Origin of the sequence: Stagnimonas aquatica, assembly GCF_003730135.1 — a bacterium.
GTDB classification, from domain to species: domain Bacteria; phylum Pseudomonadota; class Gammaproteobacteria; order Nevskiales; family Nevskiaceae; genus Stagnimonas; species Stagnimonas aquatica.
The window spans coordinates 162,535-181,290 of the sequence record NZ_RJVO01000004.1; the positions used below are offsets into that span (position 1 = coordinate 162,535).

Sequence of the window (18,756 nt, forward strand, 5' to 3'; positions counted from 1 at the left end):
CCTGCTTCCACGCGGGTAGCAAACAACAAGACGAGGAGAGCGCATGTACGACTATGTGATCGTCGGTGCCGGCAGCGCCGGCTGTGTGCTGGCAAACCGGCTGTCCGCCGACCCGGCGGTCCGGGTGGCGCTGATCGAGGCCGGGCCGGACGACCGCAATCCGCTGATCCACCTGCCGTTCGGCGTGGTGGCCCTGGTGCGCGGCTGGTTCGCCAACTGGAAGTTCTGGAGCGAGCCGCAGGCCCACCTGGGCGGCCGTCGCACCTACCAGCCGCGCGGCAAGACCCTGGGCGGTTGCAGCAGCATCAACGCCACCGTCTGCACGCGCGGCCATGCCTGGGACTACGACCACTGGGCCAGCCTGGGCTGCGAGGGCTGGTCGTATGCCGAGGTGCTGCCCTACTTCAGGCGCTCGGAGAGCTATCAGGCACCGCTCTCCGAGCGTGACCGGCCATTCCACGGCCACGACGGGCCCTTGCAGGTGAGCGAGCGTCGCTACACCAATCCGCTCAGCGAGGTCTTCGTCAGCGCCGCCGTGCAGGCCGGGCATCGTCGCAACGAGGACTTCAACGGCGCCGAGCAGGAGGGCGTGGGGCAGTTCAAGGTGTTCCAGAAGGACGGACTGCGTTGCAGCAATGCCCGCGCCTATCTGGGCAAGGAGGTACGCAGCCGCCCCAATCTGGACATCCTCACTGGCGCCCAGGTGACCCGGGTGCTGATCGAACAGGGGCGGGCTGTGGGGGTACGCCTACGCGTCTCCGGCGACGAGGAGCAGGAGCTGCGTGCCCGCCGTGAGGTGATCCTGAGCGCCGGCGCCTTCCAGTCACCGCAGTTGCTGATGCTCTCCGGCATCGGCCCGCGCGCCGAGCTGGAGCGCCACGGCATTCCGCTGGTGCAGGAACTGCCGGGCGTGGGCGAGAACCTGCAAGACCATCTGGAAGTGATCGTCGAGAGCCGCGAGCGCAGCCGGCTGGCGCTGTCCTTCCATCCCAGCGCGCTGCTGCGTTCGCTGTGGGCGCTGCTGCTGTTCCTGTTCGCGCGGCGCGGTTCGCTGACCAGCAATGGGCCGGAGGCGGGCGGCTTCTTCCGCTCCACGCCGGAAGAGCCGAGGCCGGACCTGCAATGGCATTTCGGGCCCTTCCCCAATCTCAGCCACGGCCAGGATCTGCGGCCGATGCTGCGCGGCTACGGCTATATCGCCTACGTCTACGAGCTGCGGCCGCGCTCGCGCGGCCGGGTCGGCCTGCACAGCAGCGATCCGCTGGCGCCACCGCGCATCGACCCCAACTACCTCGCCGAGGACAGCGATGTGCGCAAGCTGGTGGCCGGCGTGCGCCGCACCCGCGAGGTGCTGGCCCAGCCAGCCTTCACGCCGCACCGTGGCGAGGAACTGAGCCCGGGCGCGGCGGTGCAGACCGACGCCGAGCTGGCCGAGTGGGTGCGGCGCAATGCCGAGACCACCTACCACCCGGTGGGCACCTGCAAGATGGGCGTGGATGCCCTGGCGGTGGTCGATCCGCAGTTGCGGGTGCGCGGCGTCGCCGGCCTGCGGGTGGTCGATGCCTCGATCATGCCGACCCTGGTCGGCGCCAATACCAATGCGCCGACGACGATGATCGCCGAGAAGGCGGCCGATCTCATTCTCGGCTTGCGCTGAGCCGGCGCGCCAGCCGCGAGCTGGCGCCGCTGCTGCCGGTACAATGGTCACGCGCGACTGTGGCGAAATCGGTAGACGCCCGAGACTTAAAATCTTGTGCCAGCAATGGCGTGCCGGTTCGAGTCCGGCCAGTCGCACCAGGGTCCAGGGCCGAAGCCGGTCGGCCGCGCGCATTCAAACCGACTGAATGAAGCGCTCAAAACATTCCGCTTACTTCATGGCCGCCTCAGCGCCTAAGCTGCCGGGCATCGTTCAATTGGAGTGAAGCGATGATCCAGCGCTACACCCGCACCGCCGTCAGCCTGCACTGGCTGGTCGCGCTGCTGATCGCCGGCGCCTTCGGGCTGGGCTGGTTCATGACCGACTTGCCGCTGTCACCGGCCAAGCTCAAGTACTACTCCTGGCACAAGTGGATCGGGGTGACGGTGTTCCTGCTCGCGGTGCTGCGCCTGGTCTGGCGGCTGACGCATCGCCCGCCGCCGCTGCCGGTCGGCATGCCCGCCTGGCAGCGTCAGGCTTCGGAGTGGGGCCACCGGGCGCTGTATCTGCTCATCTTCATCCTGCCGCTGTCCGGCTGGCTGTACAGCTCGGCTTCCGGCTACCCGGTGGTCTATCTCGGGCTGGTGCAGTTGCCGGATCTGGTCGGCCGCGACAAGGCCCTGGCCGGGGTGCTGCACGAGGTGCACGAGTTGCTCGCCACCGGCCTGCTGGTGCTGGTGGCGGTGCATGTGCTGGCGGCGTTCAAGCATCACTTTCTCGACCGCGACGGCCTGCTCGGCCGGATGTGGTTCGGGGCCTGAACCGGAGAGAAAAATCCATGAAGTTCGTTCCGAAATCCCTGTTCGCGCTGGGCCTGCTCAGCTTCGGCGCGCTGGCGCCGGCGGCGCTGGCCATCGACTCGGCCAAGAGCAAGGCCACCGCCACCTTCAAGCAGATGAACGTGCCGGTCGACGGCGAGTTCACCAAGATCGCCGGCACCGTCAGCTTCGACCCCGCCAAGCCCGAGGCGGCGAGCGCCAGCATCGAGATCGACACCGCCGGCTTCGACCTGGGCATGGAGGACTACAACGCCGAGGTGCGCAAGAAGGAATGGTTTGACAGCAAGACCTATCCCAAGGCGAGCTTCCAGTCCACCGCCTTCAAGGCCCTGGGCGGCGACCGCTACCAGGCCAGCGGCAAGCTCACGATCAAGGGCAAGAGCGCCGACATCAGCCTGCCGGTGACGGTCAAGCGCGAGGCCGCCGCGACCGTGTTCGAGGGCAGCCTGCCGGTCTCCCGCAAGACCTACGGGATCGGTGACCCCTCGTGGAACGAGGTGGTGGACGACCTGGTCACTGTGAAGTTCCGCATCGTGCAGCCGCGCTGAGGTCGCGCGGCCGTTCGCGATTTACCCAAGACCCCGAAAAACCCACGCCCACACTGGAGCAACACCCCGATGAAACGCAGCCTGATCGCCGCCCTGCTGGCCGGCACCTCCCTGACCGCTTTTGCCGCGCCTGAGAGCTACACCATCGAGTCCAACCACACCTATCCGAGCTTCGAGGCGCCGCATCTGGGCGTGTCCTGGTGGCGTGGCAAGTTCAACAAGACCAGCGGCAAGGTGGTGCTCGACAAGGCCGCCAAGGCCGGCTCGGTGGACATCAGCATCGACGTCGCCAGCATCGACTTCGGCCACGACAAGATGAACGAGCACGCGCTCGGCGAGGATTTCTTCAACGTCGCCAAGTACCCCACCGCGACCTACAAGGGCAAGCTGCTGTTCACCGGTGACAAGCCCTCCGGCGTCGACGGTCAGCTGACCCTGCTGGGCGTGACCAAGCCGGTCAAGCTCGAGATCACCGAGTTCACCTGCATCATCCACCCCTTCATCAAGAAGGAAGACTGCGGTGGCGATGCCTACGGCGAGTTCAACCGCGCCGACTTCGGCATGAGCAAGTACGCCGACGGTCTGGCCGGCAAGGTGCGCCTGCGTATCCAGGTCGAGGCGATCAAGGACTGATCTGCTGTACCGCCAACGCAAACGCCCCGCATCGCGGGGCGTTTTGCTTTCGGTCTGCGCCTGCCGCCGGGAGGGCTGCCTTAGCGCAGGGCTCCGACGTAGTGACGGCCGACTTCCGGCGCCACGGCTTCCTCGCTGGCGGCCGGCGCGGCGCCACCGGCGACGAAGGCGCCGGTGCGGGCAAACATGGCGCCGCCCTGGGCGGGCGCGGCGGGTGCCGCCGCCTTGCCCGGGCGCGTGCGTAGCAGGGCTTCGTAGCGGTTGGCCAGTTCGGCGCTCTCGGCGTCGGCGGCGCGTGCTACCCGCAATACCTCCAGGGCGTACATCTCGTTCTCCAGCATCCAGGTGACGTCGATCACCCGGCCTGGGCTGCGTTTGAGACGGATGAACAACTGCGCCGCGATGGGGAACTTGTCGTCATAGACCATCACACTGGACTCCTGGTGGACTCGCGTGAGAAGGGGTTCCTACGCACCGGGCGGCTCAGATGATCTGCTCGGAGTGCAGGGACAGGTCCAAGCCGCTGCGCTCCTCATCGGTGCTCACGCGCAAGCCGATGGTGTAGCGGAGGGCCAGCAGGATCACGAAGCTCACGGCGGCGCTGTAGAGCAGGGTGCCGAAGGCGCCGATGGCCTGGATGCCGATGTTGCCGGTGACGCCGCCGATGTTCTTGTCGGCCAGCAGGCCGGTGAGCAGGGCACCGACCAGGCCGCCGACGCCGTGGATGCCGAACACGTCCAGCGAGTCGTCGGCGCGCAGCAGGCGCTTGAGGCCGGTGGCGCCCCAGAAGCAGGCGATGCCGGCGACCAGACCGATGACCAGCGCGCCGCCGACATTGACGAAGCCGGAGGCCGGGGTGATCGCCACCAGACCGGCCACCGCGCCGGAGCAGGCGCCGAGCATGGTCACCCGCGAGCGGGTCATCCATTCCACCGTGATCCAGACCAGCACTGCGGTGGCGGTGGCGACCTGGGTGGCGAGCATGGCCATGCCGGCGCGGCCGTCGGAGGCCACCGCCGAGCCGGCATTGAAGCCGAACCAGCCGACCCAGAGCAGGGAGGCGCCAACCATCGTCAGGGCCAGGTTGTAGGGCAGGAAGGCATCCTTGCCGTAGCCGGCGCGCGGGCCGAGCATCCAGGCGCAGACCAGACCGGCGGCGCCGGCGTTGATGTGCACCACGGTGCCACCGGCGAAGTCGAGCGCGCCCAGCGAGGCCAGCCAGCCACCCGGTTCCCAGACCCAGTGCGCCACCGGCACGTAGACCAGGAGCGACCACAGCGCCATGAACACCATCAGCGAGCCGAAGCGCATGCGCTCGGCGAAGGCGCCGGTGATCAGCGCCGGGGTGATGATCGCGAAGGTGAGCTGGAACATCACGAACACCGACTCCGGAATGGTCGGGGCGATGTGGCTGACGGTGAGCTGCGAGGTTTCCTTGATGTAGAGCATGCCTTCGAGCAGCAGGCGGTCGAGGCTGCCGATCCAGGGCGTGCCGGGGGTGAAGGCCAGGCTGTAGCCGACGAACACCCAGAGCACGGTGATCAGCGCGCAGATGCAGAAGCTCTGCAGGGCGGTGGCCAGCACGTTCTTCTTGCGCACCATGCCGGCGTAGAACAGCGCCAGGCCGGGGATGGTCATCAGCAGCACCAGGGCGGTGGAGGTGAGCATCCAGGCGGTGTCGCCGGCGCTGATCTGGTCGAAGCCCACCGTGGTCGGTTGGGCATGGGCGGGGGAGGCGAGTGCGATCAGCGCCAGGCTCATCAGCCGGCTGAAGGCGGTGCGATTGCTCACTGGCAGTCCTTGAACAGTGTCTGTAGGTACAGATTTGGTGCAATGCAGCAGCTACAGCGGAAACCAGAGCAAATTGGGTGCCAACTGTGCGGCCAATGGCCGGCCGCGCCGCCGTCGGGCATCGGAGAAGTGGGTTCGGAGGCCATGCGCAGGCCTTGAACGGCGCGGCTTCATCCCCAAAACGGCCAACAAATCAATCAACAAACCCCGGCCCACCGCTACGACTTCCTGCCATGACCGAAACCGTGGAAACCAAAGAATTCCAGTCCGAAACCCGCCAGGTCCTCAAGCTGGTGATCCACTCGCTGTACTCCAACAAGGAAATCTTCCTGCGCGAGCTGATCTCCAATGCCTCCGACGCCTGCGAGAAGCTGCGCTTCGCGGCGCTCGCCCGGCCGGAGTTGCTGGGCAGCGACACCCCTGGCGTCGAGCTGATCCCCGATGCCGCCGCCGGCACCCTGACGGTGAAGGACAACGGCATCGGCATGTCACGCGAGGAGGTGGTGGAAAACCTCGGCACCATCGCTCGCTCCGGCACCAAGAAGTTCTTCGAGTCGCTCACCGGCGACTCCGCCAAGGACTCGCAGCTCATTGGCCAGTTTGGCGTCGGCTTCTACTCCGGCTTCATCGTCGCCGAGCGCATCACCGTGCTGACCAAGAAGGCCGATGCCGAAGCGGTGCGCTGGGACTCCGACGGCGAGGGCAGCTACCAGATCCAGCCGCACCACAAGGCGGATCGTGGCACCGAGGTGATCCTGCACCTGCGCGCCGAAGACAAGGAATTCCTCGACGCCGAGCGCCTCACCGGCCTGGTGCACAAGTATTCCGACCATCTGGCGCTGCCGGTGAGCCTGGTCAAGGACGGCAAGGCCGAGGTCATCAACCAGGCCAAGGCGTTCTGGACCCGGCCCAAGTCCGAGCTGACCGAGGCCGACTACCAGGCCTTCTACAAGCACCTCTCGCACGACTGGGACGAGGCTCTGGCCTGGGCCCACCACAAGGTGGAGGGCAATCTCGAATACACCTCGCTGCTCTACATCCCCAAGCGCGCGCCCTTCGATCTGTTCAACCGCGAGGAACAGAGCGGCGTGCAGCTCTACGTGAAGCGCGTGTTCATCATGGACAAGGCCGCCGAACTGCTGCCGCCCTGGCTGCGCTTCGTGCGCGGTCTGGTGGACTCCGCCGACCTGCCGCTCAACGTCTCGCGCGAGCTGCTGCAGGGCAATCGCATGGTCGACAAGATCAAGGCCGCGCTGGTCAAGCGTGCGCTGGACCTGCTCGACGACCTCGCCGCCAACAAGCCGGAGCAGTACGCGGAATTCTGGAAGACCTTCGGCTCGGTGCTGAAGGAAGGCGTGATCGAGGACGACGGCAACCGCGAGCGGGTCGCCAAGCTGCTGCGCTTCGCCAGCACCGCGCACCCGGAAGGCCAGACGGTGACCTTGGCCGACTATGTCGCGCGCATGAAGCCGGAGCAGAAGAGCATCTACTACATCACCGCCGACACCCTGGCGGCGGCGAAGAACAGCCCGCATCTGGAAGGCTTCGTTGCCAAGGGCTACGAGGTTCTGTTGCTCACCGACCGCATCGACGAATGGCTGACCAGCCATCTGCGCGAGTTCGAGGGCAAGAAGCTGGATAGCGTCGCCCGCTCGGCGAAGGACATCGAGTCCGCCATCGAGACGCCGGAGAAAGCCGCCAACGAGTCCGCCTACAAGGACACCCTGGAGCGGCTGAAGAAGGCGCTGGCGGGCAAGGTCGGCGACGTGCGGCTGTCGGCGCGCTTGACCGAATCGCCGGCCTGTCTGGTCGCCGACGAGTACGGCATGTCGCTGCGCATGGCGCGGATGATGAAGGCCGCCGGCCAGAACCTGCCCTTCGGTGGTCAGCCGATCTTCGAGATCAATGCCGACCACCCGCTGGTGGCGCGGCTCAAGGACAGCAGCGACGAGGCCGGCTTCGCGGAACTCGCGGAGCTGCTGCACGACCAGGCGGTGCTGGCCGAGGGCGGCCAGCTCGACGATCCGGCGAGCTTCGTGAAGCGCCTCAATAAGCTGATCCTCGATGGTCTGAGCGAGAAGCCGCGCCTGATCCTCTGATACTCCGGCTCAGCTCCCCGGAGTCGGCGGCAGCCGCTGCTCCGGGTGGTTGGCGGCGACGGCGGTGCGGATCTGCTGGATGTTCTCGCGCAGCACGTCGGCGACGAACTCGTCGGTGCGCGGGTCGTGCAGCAGTTCGGTGGCGACCCGCAGGCTGGCTTCCACGGCGGCGTTGCTGATGTCGTTGAAGAAGGGGATGCGCTGGAAGCGGCGCATCTGCGGGTCCGCCAGCACTTTCTCCAGCGCCATCGCCCGCAGCGCCTCGCGGTTTTCGTCCAGCGCGCGGGCGACGTTCTTGGTGTAGTGGCCCTTCTGCAGCACCTCGCAGACCTCGTCGAGCACCGCCAGGGTGATGCGGGCGCTGATCAGCTCGATCAGCCGCTCGCTGACCCGGTTGACCAGGCGGTAGGTGTAGCCACGACCGAGCGCGCGGTCGGCGGCCATGCCGAAGCGGCTGAGCAGGATCAAGATGCGGATCACCCGGAACAGCCGGAAGCCGCGCAGCGCCGGGCTCGATACCGGGATCATGCCCAGGATCTCGTACCAGTTGCGCAGCAGATAGCCGCGCTGCCAGCCGGCGCGCCGCCATTGCCAGAGAAATTCGGCGGCGAAGATCGCGCACACCAGGTAGTCGGCGCCGAGGATCCAGCGGCGCTGCGTCTCGCTGACCGTGCCCCAGGTTTCCCAGCTCAAGAGGCCGATGGAGAACAGCGCCAGCACCAGCATCAGCCAGTCGAGCGCGCTGATGGCACGCGCTGGCTTCGGCGCCTGCGGCGGCGGCGTCGCTGCGAGTCCCGGTTCCAGGCTGCTCATGCGCCGCGCCAGAGGTCGTAGGCCATGCGCGCCATCAGCGCCGCGACGATCAGGATGAACAGGCCACGCACGAAACCGCTGCCCTTGCGGATCGCCAGATGCGAGCCCAGCCAGGAGCCGGCGATGTTGCAGGCCGCCATCGGCGCCGCCAGCCGGTAGACCACCTGCCCGTGCGGGACGAACCAGGCCAGCGCCGCCAGGTTGGTCGCCAGGTTCACCAGCTTGGCGGCGGCCGAGGCGGCCAGGAAGGAGAATCCGAACAGGCCGACAAAGGCGAAGATCAGGAAGCTGCCGGTGCCGGGGCCGAAGAAGCCGTCGTAGAAGCCGATCACGGCGCCGACCGCTGCGCCGGCCAGCCTTTGCTGGCGCGGACTGAGCCGGGGCGCGTGCAGGCTGCCGAAGTCCTTCTTCCACAGCGTGTAGACGAACACCACCGCCAGCAGGATCAGCACCAGCGGTCGTAGCAAGGCCGGGTTGAAGACGCTGACCGCGCGCGCGCCGAGCACCGAGAACACGAAGGCGGTGGCGGCGGTCAGGCCCAGCACCCGCCAGGGCAGTTGCACGCGGCGTGCGTACTGCCAGGCGGCGTTGGCGGTGCCGAACACGCTGGAGAACTTATTGGTGCCGAACAGCGTCGCCGGCGCGAGCTGCGGTTGCAGCACGAACAGCGCCGGCACCTGCACCAGCCCACCGCCGCCGACCACGGCGTCGATGAAGCCGGCCAGGAAGGCGAAGCCGCAGAGCGCGGCCAGGGTGGTGTCGAGCGCGCCCAAGGTCGCGGCCGGTCGTGCCTAGAGCAGCTTGGTCACCGCCGAGGGCAGCTTGTAGCGCTTGTCGGTGAAGAAACGCTGCAAGACCAGGGTCAGCCACTCGCGCGAGCTGGAGAACTGCTTGAGCACGATGTACTGGTCCGTGCCCTCGCGCTCCAGGTCGTAGCGCTCGATGGCGGCGGTGACGGTATGTGCCTCGCCCTTGAGATGGGCCTTGAGCATCACCCGGTTGGCCTTGGTGTCCACCGCGCATTCGAGAATCTCGCCGTACATGCCGAGCTTCTCATTGAGGAAGGCCTTCATGGACAGCGCCAGGGCGCCGTCCTTGGCGCCACGGACCAGGGAAGAAAGCATGTCAACTCCAGGTAATTGGTCTTTGCCCTAGAGAATATCCGAGGCGTGCGCCGCCAGGCGCGAGCGTTCGCCGCGCGCCAGGGTGACGTGACCGCCGTGCGGCCAGCCCTGGAAGCGGTCCACCACGTAGGTGAGGCCGCTGGTGGTCTCCGACAGATAGGGGGTGTCGATCTGCGCCAGATTGCCCAGGCAGATCATCTTGCTGCCGGGGCCGCAGCGGGTAATCAGCGTCTTCATCTGCTTGGCAGTGAGGTTCTGCGCCTCGTCGATGATGATGTAGCGGTTGAGGAAGGTGCGGCCGCGCATGAAGTTGAGCGAGCGGATCTTGATGCGCTTGGAGAGGATGTCGTTGGTGGCCTGGCGCTCCCAGTCGTTGCTGCTGCCACCGCCGCCGTGCGGCTGGGTGAGCACTTCCAGGTTGTCCATCAGCGCGCCCATCCAGGGCGTCATCTTTTCTTCCTCGGTGCCGGGCAGAAAGCCGATGTCCTCGCCGAGCGGCACGGTGACGCGGGTCATGATGATCTCGCGGTAGCGGGTCTCGTCCAGCACCTGGGCGAGGCCGGCGGCCAGCGTCAGCAGGGTCTTGCCGGTGCCGGCGGTGCCGAGGATGGTGACGAAGTCGATCTCGGGGTCGAGCAGCAGGTTGAGCGCGAAGTTCTGCTCGCGGTTCTTGGCGTGGATGCCCCAGACCGGCGTCTTGCCGTGCTGGTAGTCGCGGATCACCCGCAGCGTCGCGCTATTGCCCTCGACCGCCTGCACCACCATGTCCAGGCCCTCGTCGTCGGCGTCATCGGGCAGGTGCAGGAACTGGTTGACGTGCCACTGCTTCACCAGCGGGCCGCGAATCTTGTAGCAGGCGCGCGCGCGCTCGTCCTGCCAGCTCTCCATCTTGTCGCTGTGCTTGTCCCAGAAGTCGGCGGGCAGGGTGGTGTAGCCGGTGTAGAGCAGGTCGGTGTCTTCCAGCACCTGGTCGTTGTGGTAGTCCTCGGTATGGACGCCGACGATGGCGGCCTTGATCCGCAGGTTGATGTCCTTCGACACCAGGGCCACCGGCCGGCCCGGATGCGCGGCCTGCACCGCCAGCGCGGTGATGAGGATGGAGTTGTCCGGCTTGTTGCCGGGCAGGATGCCGGGCAGCGAGGTCTCGGTCGGCTGGGTCTGGAAAAACAGCTTGCCGGTGGAGGCGGCGCCGTGGCGGCCACCGCCGTTGCCGCTTTTCTTCAGCGCCGTGGTGGGCAGCGGGATGCCCTTCTCGATCTGCGAGTGGTCCTTGCCGGCGACCAGATCGTCGAGCAGGCGGCTGACCTGGCGGGCGGTGCGCGCGATCTCGCTGGCGCCTTTCTTCAGACCATCGAGTTCCTCCAGGACCACCATCGGGATGAACAGGTCGTGCTCCTCGAAACGGAACAGGCTGCTCGGGTCGTGCATCAGCACGTTGGTGTCAAGGACGAAGATCTTCTTCTTGGACATGCGGGCTCGGTGCGTGGGGCGGATCGGGTGGGGGAGGACGCGACGGGAAACACTCAAGCAAGAAAAAAGCCGGCGACGCGGAGCGTCCCGGCCTTCGGGAAAACGGACGGCGGAGCGACCGCGCCCAAGGCGCTTACAGCTCCTTCACGGTGGCGAGAACCTCATCGGCATGGCCCTTGGCCTTCACGCTGCGCCAGGCCTGCACCAGCTTGCCCTTCTCGTTGAAGAGGAAGGTGCAACGGTCGATGCCCAGGTACTTCTTGCCGTACATGCTCTTCTCGACGATGGCGCCGAAGGCCGTGCAGGCCTGCTCCTCGGCGTCGGAGATCAAGGGGTAGGGGAAGCCGAACTTGGCGCAGAAGTTGTCGTGCGACTTCACGCTGTCCTTGGAGACGCCGACGATGTCGGTGCCGGCCTTCTGGAATTCCGGGTAGAGACGGGTGAAGTCCTGCCCCTCCAGCGTGCAGCCGGGGGTGTTGTCCTTGGGGTAGAAGTACAGCACCAGCTTGCGGCCGGCGTAGTCCTTGCTGAGCGCAATGGTCTTGCCGCCGCTGGCCGGCAGGCTCAGGGCGGGCAGCTTGTCTCCGATGTCGATGCTCATGGTCAGGCTCGGTCTTTTCAGGTCTTGATCGGGTCCAGCATGCCGTCGGCGTTGAGATCGTCGCAGAGATCCATGAAGGATTCGCGCAAGGCCTGCGGGTGCTGATTGACCGGGACATGCAGCACCATCTGCACGCTGCACATCGAGGCGCCGGTGTGACCGGAGGAATATTTCTGCGAGTTCATCTCCGCCACCTGCACGTCCTGGGAGCCGAAGAACTCCAGGAGGTGCACCAGCAGTTCCGGCTGCTGGGGAGCGATGACATCGGCGGCATAGGGACGGTAGGCCGGATTCTGCTCGCGGGCGCCGCAGCGCTCGAAGCGCACCTGTAGTTCCAGCTTTTCGGCGATCCCCGGCAGGGCGGTTTCCAGACGGCCGAGGGTGCTCCAGTTGCCCGAGACCACCAGGTTGGCGGTGAGGCGGTCGCCGATGGGGGCAATGCGACAGTCCTCCACCTCGCCGCCGCGTTCGCGGATGGCCCTGAACAGTTCCAGCGCGATCTGCGGACGCGGGGCTGCCAGTACGGAAATGCTTAGGAATTCGGAAGAGAGCATGTGCGGTGATCGTGCCGCGAAGTCGCGGCGTTCTGAGTTTAAGCCGCTTTGAGCGTCGCGCAAGGCGCGTCGGCGGCATGGGGGGCTGGGCTATACTGGCGCCCCTTTTCAGAAACTCAATGATCCCATGCAAATCCGGGGCAGCATCGTCGCTCTCGTGACGCCGATGCACGACGATGGTGAAGTGGACTGGGCCAGCCTGGATGCGCTGGTCGAGTGGCACATCGCCGAGGGCACCAACGCGCTGGTCGCGGTGGGCACCACCGGCGAGTCCGCCACCCTCGATTTCGACGAGCACCTGGATGTGGTCAAGCGGGTGGTCAAGCAGACCCGTGGCCGGGTGCCGGTGATTGCCGGCACCGGTGCCAATTCCACCAGCGAGGCCATCGAGCTGACCCGTGCCGCGCAGGCGGCCAAGGCCGATGCCTGCCTGGTGGTGACGCCCTACTACAACAAGCCCCCGCAGGAAGGCCTGTACCGGCACTACAAGGCGCTTGCCGAAGCGACCGGCGCGCCGATCCTGCTCTACAACGTGCCCGGTCGCACCGGCTGCGACCTGCTGCCGGAAACCGTCGCGCGGCTTGCGCCGATCCCCAACATCATCGGTCTGAAGGAAGCCGTGGGCAGCCTGGAGCGCCGCCAGGCGCTGCTCGGCCTCGGCCTGCGCAAAGACTTTCTGCTGCTATCCGGCGACGACGAGACCGCGCGCGAGGCCATCCTCGCCGGTTTCGCCGGCGACATCTCGGTCACCGCCAACGTCGCACCCGGACTGATGAGCCGCATGTGCGCCGCCGCGCTGGCCGGTGACGCCGCCCTAGCCGCGCAACTGGATGCGCAGTTGCTGCCGCTGCACCAGAAGCTGTTCGTGGAACCCAATCCCATTCCCGTGAAGTGGGCGCTGCATGCCATGGGCCGCATTCCCGGCGGCCTGCGTCTGCCCCTGGTGCCGCTGTCGTCCGCCCAACAACCCGTGGTTCGCGAGGCGCTGCGCGCTTCTGGAGTGCTTGCATGAGTGTTTCCCGCTTGACCGTTCTCGCCCTGCTGTCCCTGAGCCTGGTGGGCTGCGCCTCCGACCGCGAGTGCACCGCCAAGGCCCGCTACCGGCAGGCGGAGTCGATCCCGGTGATCCAGGGCACTGGCGACCTGCATCTGCCGGAGTCGCCCTCGGCCCTGCGCATTCCGCCGCTCAGCGAGGCCGCCAAGGCCGCCGCTGCCGAGCCGCAACCGCGCGGCAAGGGCCGGCGCGGCGCCTGCCTCGATGTGCCGCCGCAGATGCCGCCGCAGGAAGAAACCGCGCCGCCACCGGCGGCGCCCGCTGCCAAATAAGGGCATTTGCCGGTAAAATAGTGAATCTGGACAGGTGTCCGAGTGGTTTAAGGAGCAAGCCTGGAAAGTTTGTAAACGGGTAACCGTTTCGCGGGTTCGAATCCCGCCCTGTCCGCCACCTTAGAAAAGCCCTTGTAAATTAAACACTTACAAGGGTCATCTAACCGCAAGTAGGACAACAAGGTAGGACAAAAATAAGCCCATCGAGGGCCGGTTTTTGAACCTTGCACACCACTTGCAGCAGCATCCATCAGGCATCTACTACTTTCGCCTGATTGTTCCCAAGCACCTACAGCACCAGCTTGGCCGCAAGGTCATCAAGCAATCGCTGGGAACCCGCAACCCCACAGAAGCAAAATTGCTGGCCTATGGGCTGGCTGCTTACCATCTGCCCACGTTCAGAACAGGGGCAGGGATGGACTTCAAGAAAACTCTTGAGGCTCTACAGCAGGGGCAGGCGAGGACTTACAGCATCACCACCCCGCAAGGCTTCACCATCAAGGCAGATGGTGAAGACGACCACGCCCGCGCAATGGAAGCCCTCAAGCTCCTGAATGGGGGCGGTAGCAATCTTCCTCCCCCTATCCAGCCCCAACGGGGCCAACTGCCTTCAGGCAATGCCATCCAGCTTCAGGAAGCCAGCAGGAAGTATCTGGCCACCATCAAGGCCACAGCGGTGCGCAAAACCTTCACCGGCCGTCAGAAGGCACTTGCTGACCTAGTGCATTGGGCAAAGCCCACAACCCCACTGCACACCATCACCAGAACCGATCTGGCCGAGTTCCATCAGTTCCTGATCAACCAGCAGCAGGCCAAGCCCACCATTGCCTTGAAGTTTGGATTTATCAAGCAGTTTTTCACCTATTGCCAAAACGCTGGCTATTACCCAAATCAGGACAACCCGGCAGCGGGGCAGGTCAGCTACACCAAGCGGGAAAGAAGTTTCAGAAAAAAGCTGGGTTTTGAACCCTTCACCGCCGAAGAAATCCAGAAGATCACCAGCAACCTTGACCGGAAAAAACCCCAGAAATACTGGCCGGTGTGGATTGGCAACTACACGGGCGCCCGTGTGAATGAAGTAGCACAGCTCAGGCTTGCCGACTTCATCACTGTTGAGGGCTTGCCTTGCTTTGTCATCACAGACGAAGGGGCAGAACAGAAGCTCAAGAACCAGGACAGCAAGCGCATCATCCCCATTCATCCCAAGCTGATCGAATTGGGCCTGTTGGCCTACGTGGAAGAACTGCGAACCAAAGGGGAGAGCAAGCTATTTCCCAAGCTGAACAATGCCATCAATGGTTATGGCAATGCAGTGACCAAGGCTTTTTCTCGCTACCTTGATGAGCTGGAAATCAAGCCAACTACTGGCATGAAGGGCTTCCACTCTTTCCGCAAAACCATCATTCACAAGATGCAATCTGCCAAAATCCCACCAGACATCAGGGCCCAATATATGGGGCATGATCTTGATGATGAGCACTATCAAGCGTATTCAAGAAAATACACACCCAAAGAACTTGCAGAAGTGATCTTCCCAGCTCTCGGATAAGAAATGAAAGACGAAAGATATTTGAACGGATACAATCTCACGTTCAAAAACGCAAAATATTCTCTCAGCGAATTTATTATGCTAGGAAGAAAGAGACCCTTTGCATTTTCTACTGAGAATGATTGCAGGGAATATATTAAGAGATTAATGTCTGAATACAGGCTTTTTATAAAAATGAAGGGCGATAAAGTTTATCGCGGAGTTTTTAGGTCATTTGGGCAAACATTCAACGCAATTTATAGCCAGTCGCCTTATTTGGCTATCGCATTTCGCAACCATAAAGGAAATAATTCAGAGTTTTGGAATGAGTTCTCAGATCTCCAAAAAGCTTCATTGAAGGGAGAGGCAAGCACTGGCGTTGCCAAGATCAAAAAAAAGACAAAAATTCTTTAGCGCAATTTTATTGAGATTCACATAAAATCGGTTTAATAATGACCAAGAAGAAAACTGCTAAAGACATTCCCTTCATTGATATACCAAGGCATTGGGATGATGAAGAACCCAATGAGGTTGCAGTCTTTGCCTTGCTTGATCGTTTTCAATCATACAAAGACACATTGACTCAAGCCCCTTTCGCTGAGGGGGAGATCGTTTATTTTGATTATGATAGGGATGTTGAACAGTATTTCTTTTTTCGCAAATTTACTACTCAAGACGGCTGTAAAGGCACAGTCTTCATCTATGTAAAGGACGAGCATCTTAAACAAGCAATGGGCATTGCTGAAGGCAAAAAGCTAACTGAAGGCTTGCCACCACTCAAGAAGAAAAAGAAAATAATTGACATTTTATAACTTTAATTATTTCTCGACCGTTGTGCCGTCAGAGAATGAGACATATTTGGGTTCTATCAAAAACTTGATCTGTCCGCCTTCAGTAGCATTTTTTATATCTTGATGTTCGCTTATAAATGGATTTAGGTCCATAGAAAGTTTCTTCTCAACTGCTGCTCCCGGCGCCAGAGAAAGCTTATATTCAACAAACTCCGCATTAGATAGCTGCTTGTTGAAATTGTCATACAGACCAATGTTGCCTTTAATTGCCGCTATTGGCTTGCTGTAATTATTCTTAAATTGAAATTTCATTGACAGCACCTCGTTGTAGCCATCTGAAGTTATTTTTGCCTGGGTAATAGTAGCTTGAACGTTCAAGGGCGCTGCCGCAGTTTGAATGACTTTAGTATCTGAATTATTTCCTGATACATTTTGGCTTACTTCACCCACTGCAATAAATGCAAGCACTATTGAGGCAACTACAACCAACCCAAAAAGCATCAATACCATTTTTACAGATGATGAAAAAAGGCCAAATGCCTTATCCAGCATACTTTTATCATTATTATTGTTTCCCATTATTAACTCCTTTTGGCTAAAATACCTCTTTAGCTCAGAAAGTCAATAATTTATATTGACGACTTGCCATAAATAAACTATTATTATTTTGTCTCCCTGCTCCGCACAGACAAACAAAAACCCAGCTCTCTTGACGGCTCGCACCACTAAGTAGCTGGGTTTTTTCTTGCCTATTGACTTGCTTTGTTTTTTTTGTAGATTACGTTTGCGAGCTGTCAAGATAATTAAGTCAAATACCTAAAATCCTAAAACTCGCCGGAACAAGAGTTAAATGTCCCCAGATGAGGTCTGGTGCCACAGCTTGGCTTGTTTTGTAGCCCCAAAGCTGGGATCTGCACGGGGCAAAGTGAGAAGCCAGGAATGCCTTCAGCACAGCAGCACTATCCATCTATGGATGGCTGGAAATCATCAGCCAGCCATCGGTAGAGAAGATGGGCCTTGAAGGAACTAAGGGACCCTCGATGGTCTGAAAGTCACCAGATTTTCAGACGGAAACGAAGGCTCTAAGGTGCTTGAACCTTGTCCGCTGGACTAGGGATGGCCGAGCTTTGCCTATCAGCCCAAGAAAAACACTTGGGCTTTTCGGCAAACTCACTATCGGAGCAAGGCTCAGCCCTTAGAAGTCTTTCCCCTCTGCAAAGCGGAACAAGGCTGAAAGTGCAAAGCACTTTCAGCAACCGGGGGGTAGATTTACTCGATAGAGTAAATCGAAGGGGGCATGTTAAAGGCCCCCTTGTCTAAAAATCACACTCACTATCGTTCGTGAGTAGGAAAAAGAAGGAACAAGGCCCAGTCGAAGCGGGCCCAAGCCAGTTGCTCGACAGTCTGAAGATGCCTCGCTACGATGCGGGCATGACAACAGACAAACGCATCCTAGAAGCTGCCAAAAGGGTCACGCGCAAGCGTGCTAAGACAGTCATTGACCACATCATCAAGCATGGTCGAATAACCACCGAAGAGCTTCTTCACACCTACGGGTATAAGCACGCCCCAAGAGCTGCTATGGATGTCAAAGATGAAGGCATCCCTGTTATCCGCATCAAAGCCAAGGATAAAGACGGCAAGGAAATTGCTGCCTATGTCTTTGGCGATCCTGATAAAGTTGAGGGACACAAACAGGGTGGACGAAAAGTTTTCTCAAAAAGCTTTAAAATAAAACTAATTGAAAGCAACGGAGCAAAATGCGAGATAAGTTCTGAATACTATGATCCGTTATATTTACAAATAGACCACAGAGTTCCATACGCCGTAGCAGGGGATAAGGTCTCTGATGAAAGAGACCCAAACGCATTTATGTTGCTCTCAGGGCCAGCGCAGCGACAAAAATCATGGGCCTGCGAGCATTGCCCCAACTATCAGATAAAAAACATACAAACATGTTCCACGTGCTATTGGGCATTTCCAAATAACTACGCGCACGTAGCAATGAAAAATATAAAAAATCTTAGCCTGACTTTCTCTTCAACACATTTTGATGATTATAAAAAAATAGAAGAAATGGCAAGTGCAAGCGGCTCAAGTGTTCAAGACATTATTAAGGATATAATTTCAAAACATTTGAGCGGCCGGTAATTTTTATTTTACGTCTTGTGAAATATATAACGACTCTATTGTTATTTCGTTTCTGCCCAGCAGTGTTGCTTGGCTGGATCGCCCTGCATTGAGTCCAACTTTTCTCAGGTTTAAATAATCTGGCAAATCCTTCCCATACGACTTATCTCCGCATGTTCCATCGTAGCTCAGTAGATACGGAATTTTTCTTCGATTTAAATCTTCAAGGGCCAAAATAAGATCATCAATCAGAAGCGGAAACGCATAACGCTGATCTCTTTTTCCACTAGTGCCTTGCCAAGGTGGATCAAGGTAAACCAGTGAAGTGGGTTTAGCATCTTTTAGCACATCCCTAAAATCAGCGCCTACAGCCTCAACTCTCCCGGCGCACAGCTTAGAGACCATCATTATTTCTGATCTCATTGTTCTAGGATTTGTTCCACGTCTGCGACTATCAGCAGACTGATTAAAATCCCCATTGGCATTAAATCTAACTGCGTTTTTGACGCATCTTGCTATCAGGTATAGAAGTTCAGATGGCTGCCTTGTTTCATTATAGTGATTTCTGACCTTAATGAAATAATCGGACGGGCTTTTTAGCTGAGCGTTCCAATGCCTCTCGTATTGGTCTGCTATTTTATCAGGATCATTTATTACAAGGTTCCAAAGAGCCATGAGTGGCTCAAGTTTATCTGAGATTGTCGCTCGTCTAACTCTTCCACAAGCTAGTGCAGCAAGACTTACAGCCGCAGAACCAGCAAATGGCTCATAGATGAAGTCATAGCGACCTGAAAATTTATCCAAAATTATCGGAGCTAACTTTCTTTTGCTGCCTTGATACGGTAGAAAATGGGGAACTTTAGTTTTCATTTA

The 18,756-nt window shown here is 60.6% G+C and carries 21 protein-coding genes and 2 tRNA genes; 13 read left to right on the top strand and 10 right to left on the bottom strand.

Annotated elements, in window-relative coordinates:
* Positions 1-43 precede the first annotated feature (43 nt).
* The 5 genes from ED208_RS10300 to ED208_RS10320 all read left to right on the top strand — a co-directional run bounded on the left by ED208_RS10300 (position 44) and on the right by ED208_RS10320 (position 3,656).
* The gene (locus ED208_RS10300; protein WP_123211814.1) at positions 44-1,657 is read left to right on the top strand and encodes a GMC family oxidoreductase; all 1,614 of its coding nucleotides are present in this window, start codon (positions 44-46) and stop codon (positions 1,655-1,657) included.
* Positions 1,658-1,710: 53 nt separating this feature from the next.
* A tRNA-Leu gene (locus ED208_RS10305) sits at positions 1,711-1,797 on the top strand.
* A gap of 129 nt (positions 1,798-1,926) precedes the next feature.
* Complete coding sequence (locus tag ED208_RS10310; RefSeq protein WP_123211815.1) at positions 1,927-2,457, top strand: cytochrome b; 531 nt, start codon at positions 1,927-1,929, stop codon at positions 2,455-2,457.
* Between the two features lie 17 nt (positions 2,458-2,474).
* On the top strand, positions 2,475-3,023 hold the full coding sequence (locus ED208_RS10315) for a YceI family protein (protein ID WP_123211816.1): 549 nt from the start codon (positions 2,475-2,477) through the stop codon (positions 3,021-3,023).
* A gap of 69 nt (positions 3,024-3,092) precedes the next feature.
* Positions 3,093-3,656 carry a YceI family protein gene (locus ED208_RS10320; protein ID WP_123211817.1) on the top strand — a complete coding sequence of 188 codons (564 nt, stop codon included), beginning with the start codon at positions 3,093-3,095 and terminating at the stop codon, positions 3,654-3,656.
* An 80-nt stretch (positions 3,657-3,736) separates the two neighbouring features.
* Here ED208_RS10320 and ED208_RS10325 read toward each other — a convergent pair whose 3' ends face one another.
* Both ED208_RS10325 and ED208_RS10330 read right to left on the bottom strand, forming a co-directional pair.
* Positions 3,737-4,087, bottom strand: a complete 351-nt coding sequence (locus ED208_RS10325) for a hypothetical protein (RefSeq protein WP_158608510.1) — start codon at positions 4,085-4,087, stop codon at positions 3,737-3,739.
* A 52-nt stretch (positions 4,088-4,139) separates the two neighbouring features.
* Positions 4,140-5,417: an ammonium transporter gene (locus tag ED208_RS10330; RefSeq protein WP_123212014.1), complete on the bottom strand. Its 1,278-nt coding sequence runs from the start codon at positions 5,415-5,417 to the stop codon at positions 4,140-4,142.
* Positions 5,418-5,680: 263 nt separating this feature from the next.
* On the opposite strand from ED208_RS10330, the gene htpG reads away from it, so the two are divergent.
* Complete coding sequence (gene htpG, locus ED208_RS10335; protein ID WP_123211819.1) at positions 5,681-7,546, top strand: molecular chaperone HtpG; 1,866 nt, start codon at positions 5,681-5,683, stop codon at positions 7,544-7,546.
* 9 nt (positions 7,547-7,555) lie between these two features.
* Here the strand turns inward: htpG and ED208_RS10340 are convergent, their stop codons facing one another.
* From ED208_RS10340 to ED208_RS10365, 6 genes are all read right to left on the bottom strand, one after another.
* Positions 7,556-8,359: an ion transporter gene (locus ED208_RS10340; RefSeq protein ID WP_233575001.1), complete on the bottom strand. Its 804-nt coding sequence runs from the start codon at positions 8,357-8,359 to the stop codon at positions 7,556-7,558.
* On the bottom strand, positions 8,356-9,132 hold the full coding sequence (locus tag ED208_RS10345; RefSeq protein WP_123211820.1) for a sulfite exporter TauE/SafE family protein: 777 nt from the start codon (positions 9,130-9,132) through the stop codon (positions 8,356-8,358). Before ED208_RS10345 ends, ED208_RS10340 begins: the two co-directional genes overlap by 4 nt.
* 18 nt (positions 9,133-9,150) lie before the next feature.
* Positions 9,151-9,483 carry a hypothetical protein gene (locus tag ED208_RS10350; protein WP_123211821.1) on the bottom strand — a complete coding sequence of 111 codons (333 nt, stop codon included), beginning with the start codon at positions 9,481-9,483 and terminating at the stop codon, positions 9,151-9,153.
* A gap of 27 nt (positions 9,484-9,510) precedes the next feature.
* Entirely contained in the window at positions 9,511-10,953 is a 1,443-nt protein-coding gene (locus ED208_RS10355) for a PhoH family protein (RefSeq protein WP_123211822.1), read from the bottom strand.
* A 133-nt stretch (positions 10,954-11,086) separates the two neighbouring features.
* Positions 11,087-11,554 carry a peroxiredoxin gene (locus tag ED208_RS10360; RefSeq protein WP_123211823.1) on the bottom strand — a complete coding sequence of 156 codons (468 nt, stop codon included), beginning with the start codon at positions 11,552-11,554 and terminating at the stop codon, positions 11,087-11,089.
* 17 nt (positions 11,555-11,571) lie between these two features.
* Positions 11,572-12,108 (bottom strand): glycine cleavage system transcriptional repressor, encoded by a 537-nt coding sequence (locus ED208_RS10365; RefSeq protein WP_123211824.1) that lies wholly within the window; start codon positions 12,106-12,108, stop codon positions 11,572-11,574.
* A gap of 127 nt (positions 12,109-12,235) precedes the next feature.
* On the opposite strand from ED208_RS10365, the gene dapA reads away from it, so the two are divergent.
* From dapA to ED208_RS17080, 6 genes are all read left to right on the top strand, one after another.
* Positions 12,236-13,120, top strand: a complete 885-nt coding sequence (gene dapA, locus ED208_RS10370; RefSeq protein WP_123211825.1) for a 4-hydroxy-tetrahydrodipicolinate synthase — start codon at positions 12,236-12,238, stop codon at positions 13,118-13,120.
* Positions 13,117-13,434, top strand: coding sequence for a hypothetical protein (locus ED208_RS10375; RefSeq protein ID WP_123211826.1), 318 nt, complete (start codon positions 13,117-13,119; stop codon positions 13,432-13,434). The genes dapA and ED208_RS10375 overlap by 4 nt, the downstream gene beginning before the upstream one ends.
* Before the next feature lie 28 nt (positions 13,435-13,462).
* Positions 13,463-13,552, top strand: a tRNA-Ser gene (locus ED208_RS10380).
* Between the two features lie 99 nt (positions 13,553-13,651).
* Positions 13,652-14,983 carry a site-specific integrase gene (locus ED208_RS10385; protein ID WP_148044729.1) on the top strand — a complete coding sequence of 444 codons (1,332 nt, stop codon included), beginning with the start codon at positions 13,652-13,654 and terminating at the stop codon, positions 14,981-14,983.
* A 3-nt stretch (positions 14,984-14,986) separates the two neighbouring features.
* Positions 14,987-15,376, top strand: a complete 390-nt coding sequence (locus tag ED208_RS17075) for a hypothetical protein (protein WP_148044730.1) — start codon at positions 14,987-14,989, stop codon at positions 15,374-15,376.
* A 38-nt stretch (positions 15,377-15,414) separates the two neighbouring features.
* On the top strand, positions 15,415-15,774 hold the full coding sequence (locus ED208_RS17080; RefSeq protein WP_148044731.1) for a hypothetical protein: 360 nt from the start codon (positions 15,415-15,417) through the stop codon (positions 15,772-15,774).
* Positions 15,775-15,780: 6 nt separating this feature from the next.
* Here the strand turns inward: ED208_RS17080 and ED208_RS17085 are convergent, their stop codons facing one another.
* Positions 15,781-16,332 (bottom strand): hypothetical protein, encoded by a 552-nt coding sequence (locus tag ED208_RS17085; protein ID WP_148044732.1) that lies wholly within the window; start codon positions 16,330-16,332, stop codon positions 15,781-15,783.
* A 762-nt stretch (positions 16,333-17,094) separates the two neighbouring features.
* On the opposite strand from ED208_RS17085, the gene ED208_RS17090 reads away from it, so the two are divergent.
* Positions 17,095-17,904, top strand: coding sequence for an HNH endonuclease (locus ED208_RS17090; protein WP_148044733.1), 810 nt, complete (start codon positions 17,095-17,097; stop codon positions 17,902-17,904).
* A gap of 3 nt (positions 17,905-17,907) precedes the next feature.
* On the opposite strand, the gene ED208_RS10395 is transcribed toward ED208_RS17090, so the two are convergent.
* Complete coding sequence (locus ED208_RS10395) at positions 17,908-18,753, bottom strand: DNA adenine methylase (RefSeq protein WP_123211829.1); 846 nt, start codon at positions 18,751-18,753, stop codon at positions 17,908-17,910.
* Positions 18,754-18,756: the final 3 nt, after the last annotated feature.

Excerpts from the sequence above, each read along its gene's own strand:
- ED208_RS10360 (WP_123211823.1), bottom strand. The coding sequence starts at position 11,554 with ATGAGCATCGACATCGGAGACAAGCTGCCCGCCCTGAGCCTGCCGGCC.
- ED208_RS10340 (WP_233575001.1), bottom strand. The coding sequence starts at position 8,359 with ATGAGCAGCCTGGAACCGGGACTCGCAGCGACGCCGCCGCCGCAGGCG.
- ED208_RS10365 (WP_123211824.1), bottom strand. The coding sequence starts at position 12,108 with ATGCTCTCTTCCGAATTCCTAAGCATTTCCGTACTGGCAGCCCCGCGT.
- ED208_RS10310 (WP_123211815.1), top strand. The coding sequence starts at position 1,927 with ATGATCCAGCGCTACACCCGCACCGCCGTCAGCCTGCACTGGCTGGTC.
- ED208_RS10300 (WP_123211814.1), top strand. The coding sequence starts at position 44 with ATGTACGACTATGTGATCGTCGGTGCCGGCAGCGCCGGCTGTGTGCTG.
- ED208_RS17075 (WP_148044730.1), top strand. The coding sequence starts at position 14,987 with ATGAAAGACGAAAGATATTTGAACGGATACAATCTCACGTTCAAAAAC.
- htpG (WP_123211819.1), top strand. The coding sequence starts at position 5,681 with ATGACCGAAACCGTGGAAACCAAAGAATTCCAGTCCGAAACCCGCCAG.
- ED208_RS10375 (WP_123211826.1), top strand. The coding sequence starts at position 13,117 with ATGAGTGTTTCCCGCTTGACCGTTCTCGCCCTGCTGTCCCTGAGCCTG.
- ED208_RS17080 (WP_148044731.1), top strand. The coding sequence starts at position 15,415 with ATGACCAAGAAGAAAACTGCTAAAGACATTCCCTTCATTGATATACCA.
- dapA (WP_123211825.1), top strand. The coding sequence starts at position 12,236 with ATGCAAATCCGGGGCAGCATCGTCGCTCTCGTGACGCCGATGCACGAC.
- ED208_RS10320 (WP_123211817.1), top strand. The coding sequence starts at position 3,093 with ATGAAACGCAGCCTGATCGCCGCCCTGCTGGCCGGCACCTCCCTGACC.
- ED208_RS10350 (WP_123211821.1), bottom strand. The coding sequence starts at position 9,483 with ATGCTTTCTTCCCTGGTCCGTGGCGCCAAGGACGGCGCCCTGGCGCTG.
- ED208_RS10330 (WP_123212014.1), bottom strand. The coding sequence starts at position 5,417 with ATGAGCCTGGCGCTGATCGCACTCGCCTCCCCCGCCCATGCCCAACCG.
- ED208_RS10395 (WP_123211829.1), bottom strand. The coding sequence starts at position 18,753 with ATGAAAACTAAAGTTCCCCATTTTCTACCGTATCAAGGCAGCAAAAGA.
- ED208_RS17085 (WP_148044732.1), bottom strand. The coding sequence starts at position 16,332 with ATGGGAAACAATAATAATGATAAAAGTATGCTGGATAAGGCATTTGGC.
- ED208_RS10315 (WP_123211816.1), top strand. The coding sequence starts at position 2,475 with ATGAAGTTCGTTCCGAAATCCCTGTTCGCGCTGGGCCTGCTCAGCTTC.
- ED208_RS10355 (WP_123211822.1), bottom strand. The coding sequence starts at position 10,953 with ATGTCCAAGAAGAAGATCTTCGTCCTTGACACCAACGTGCTGATGCAC.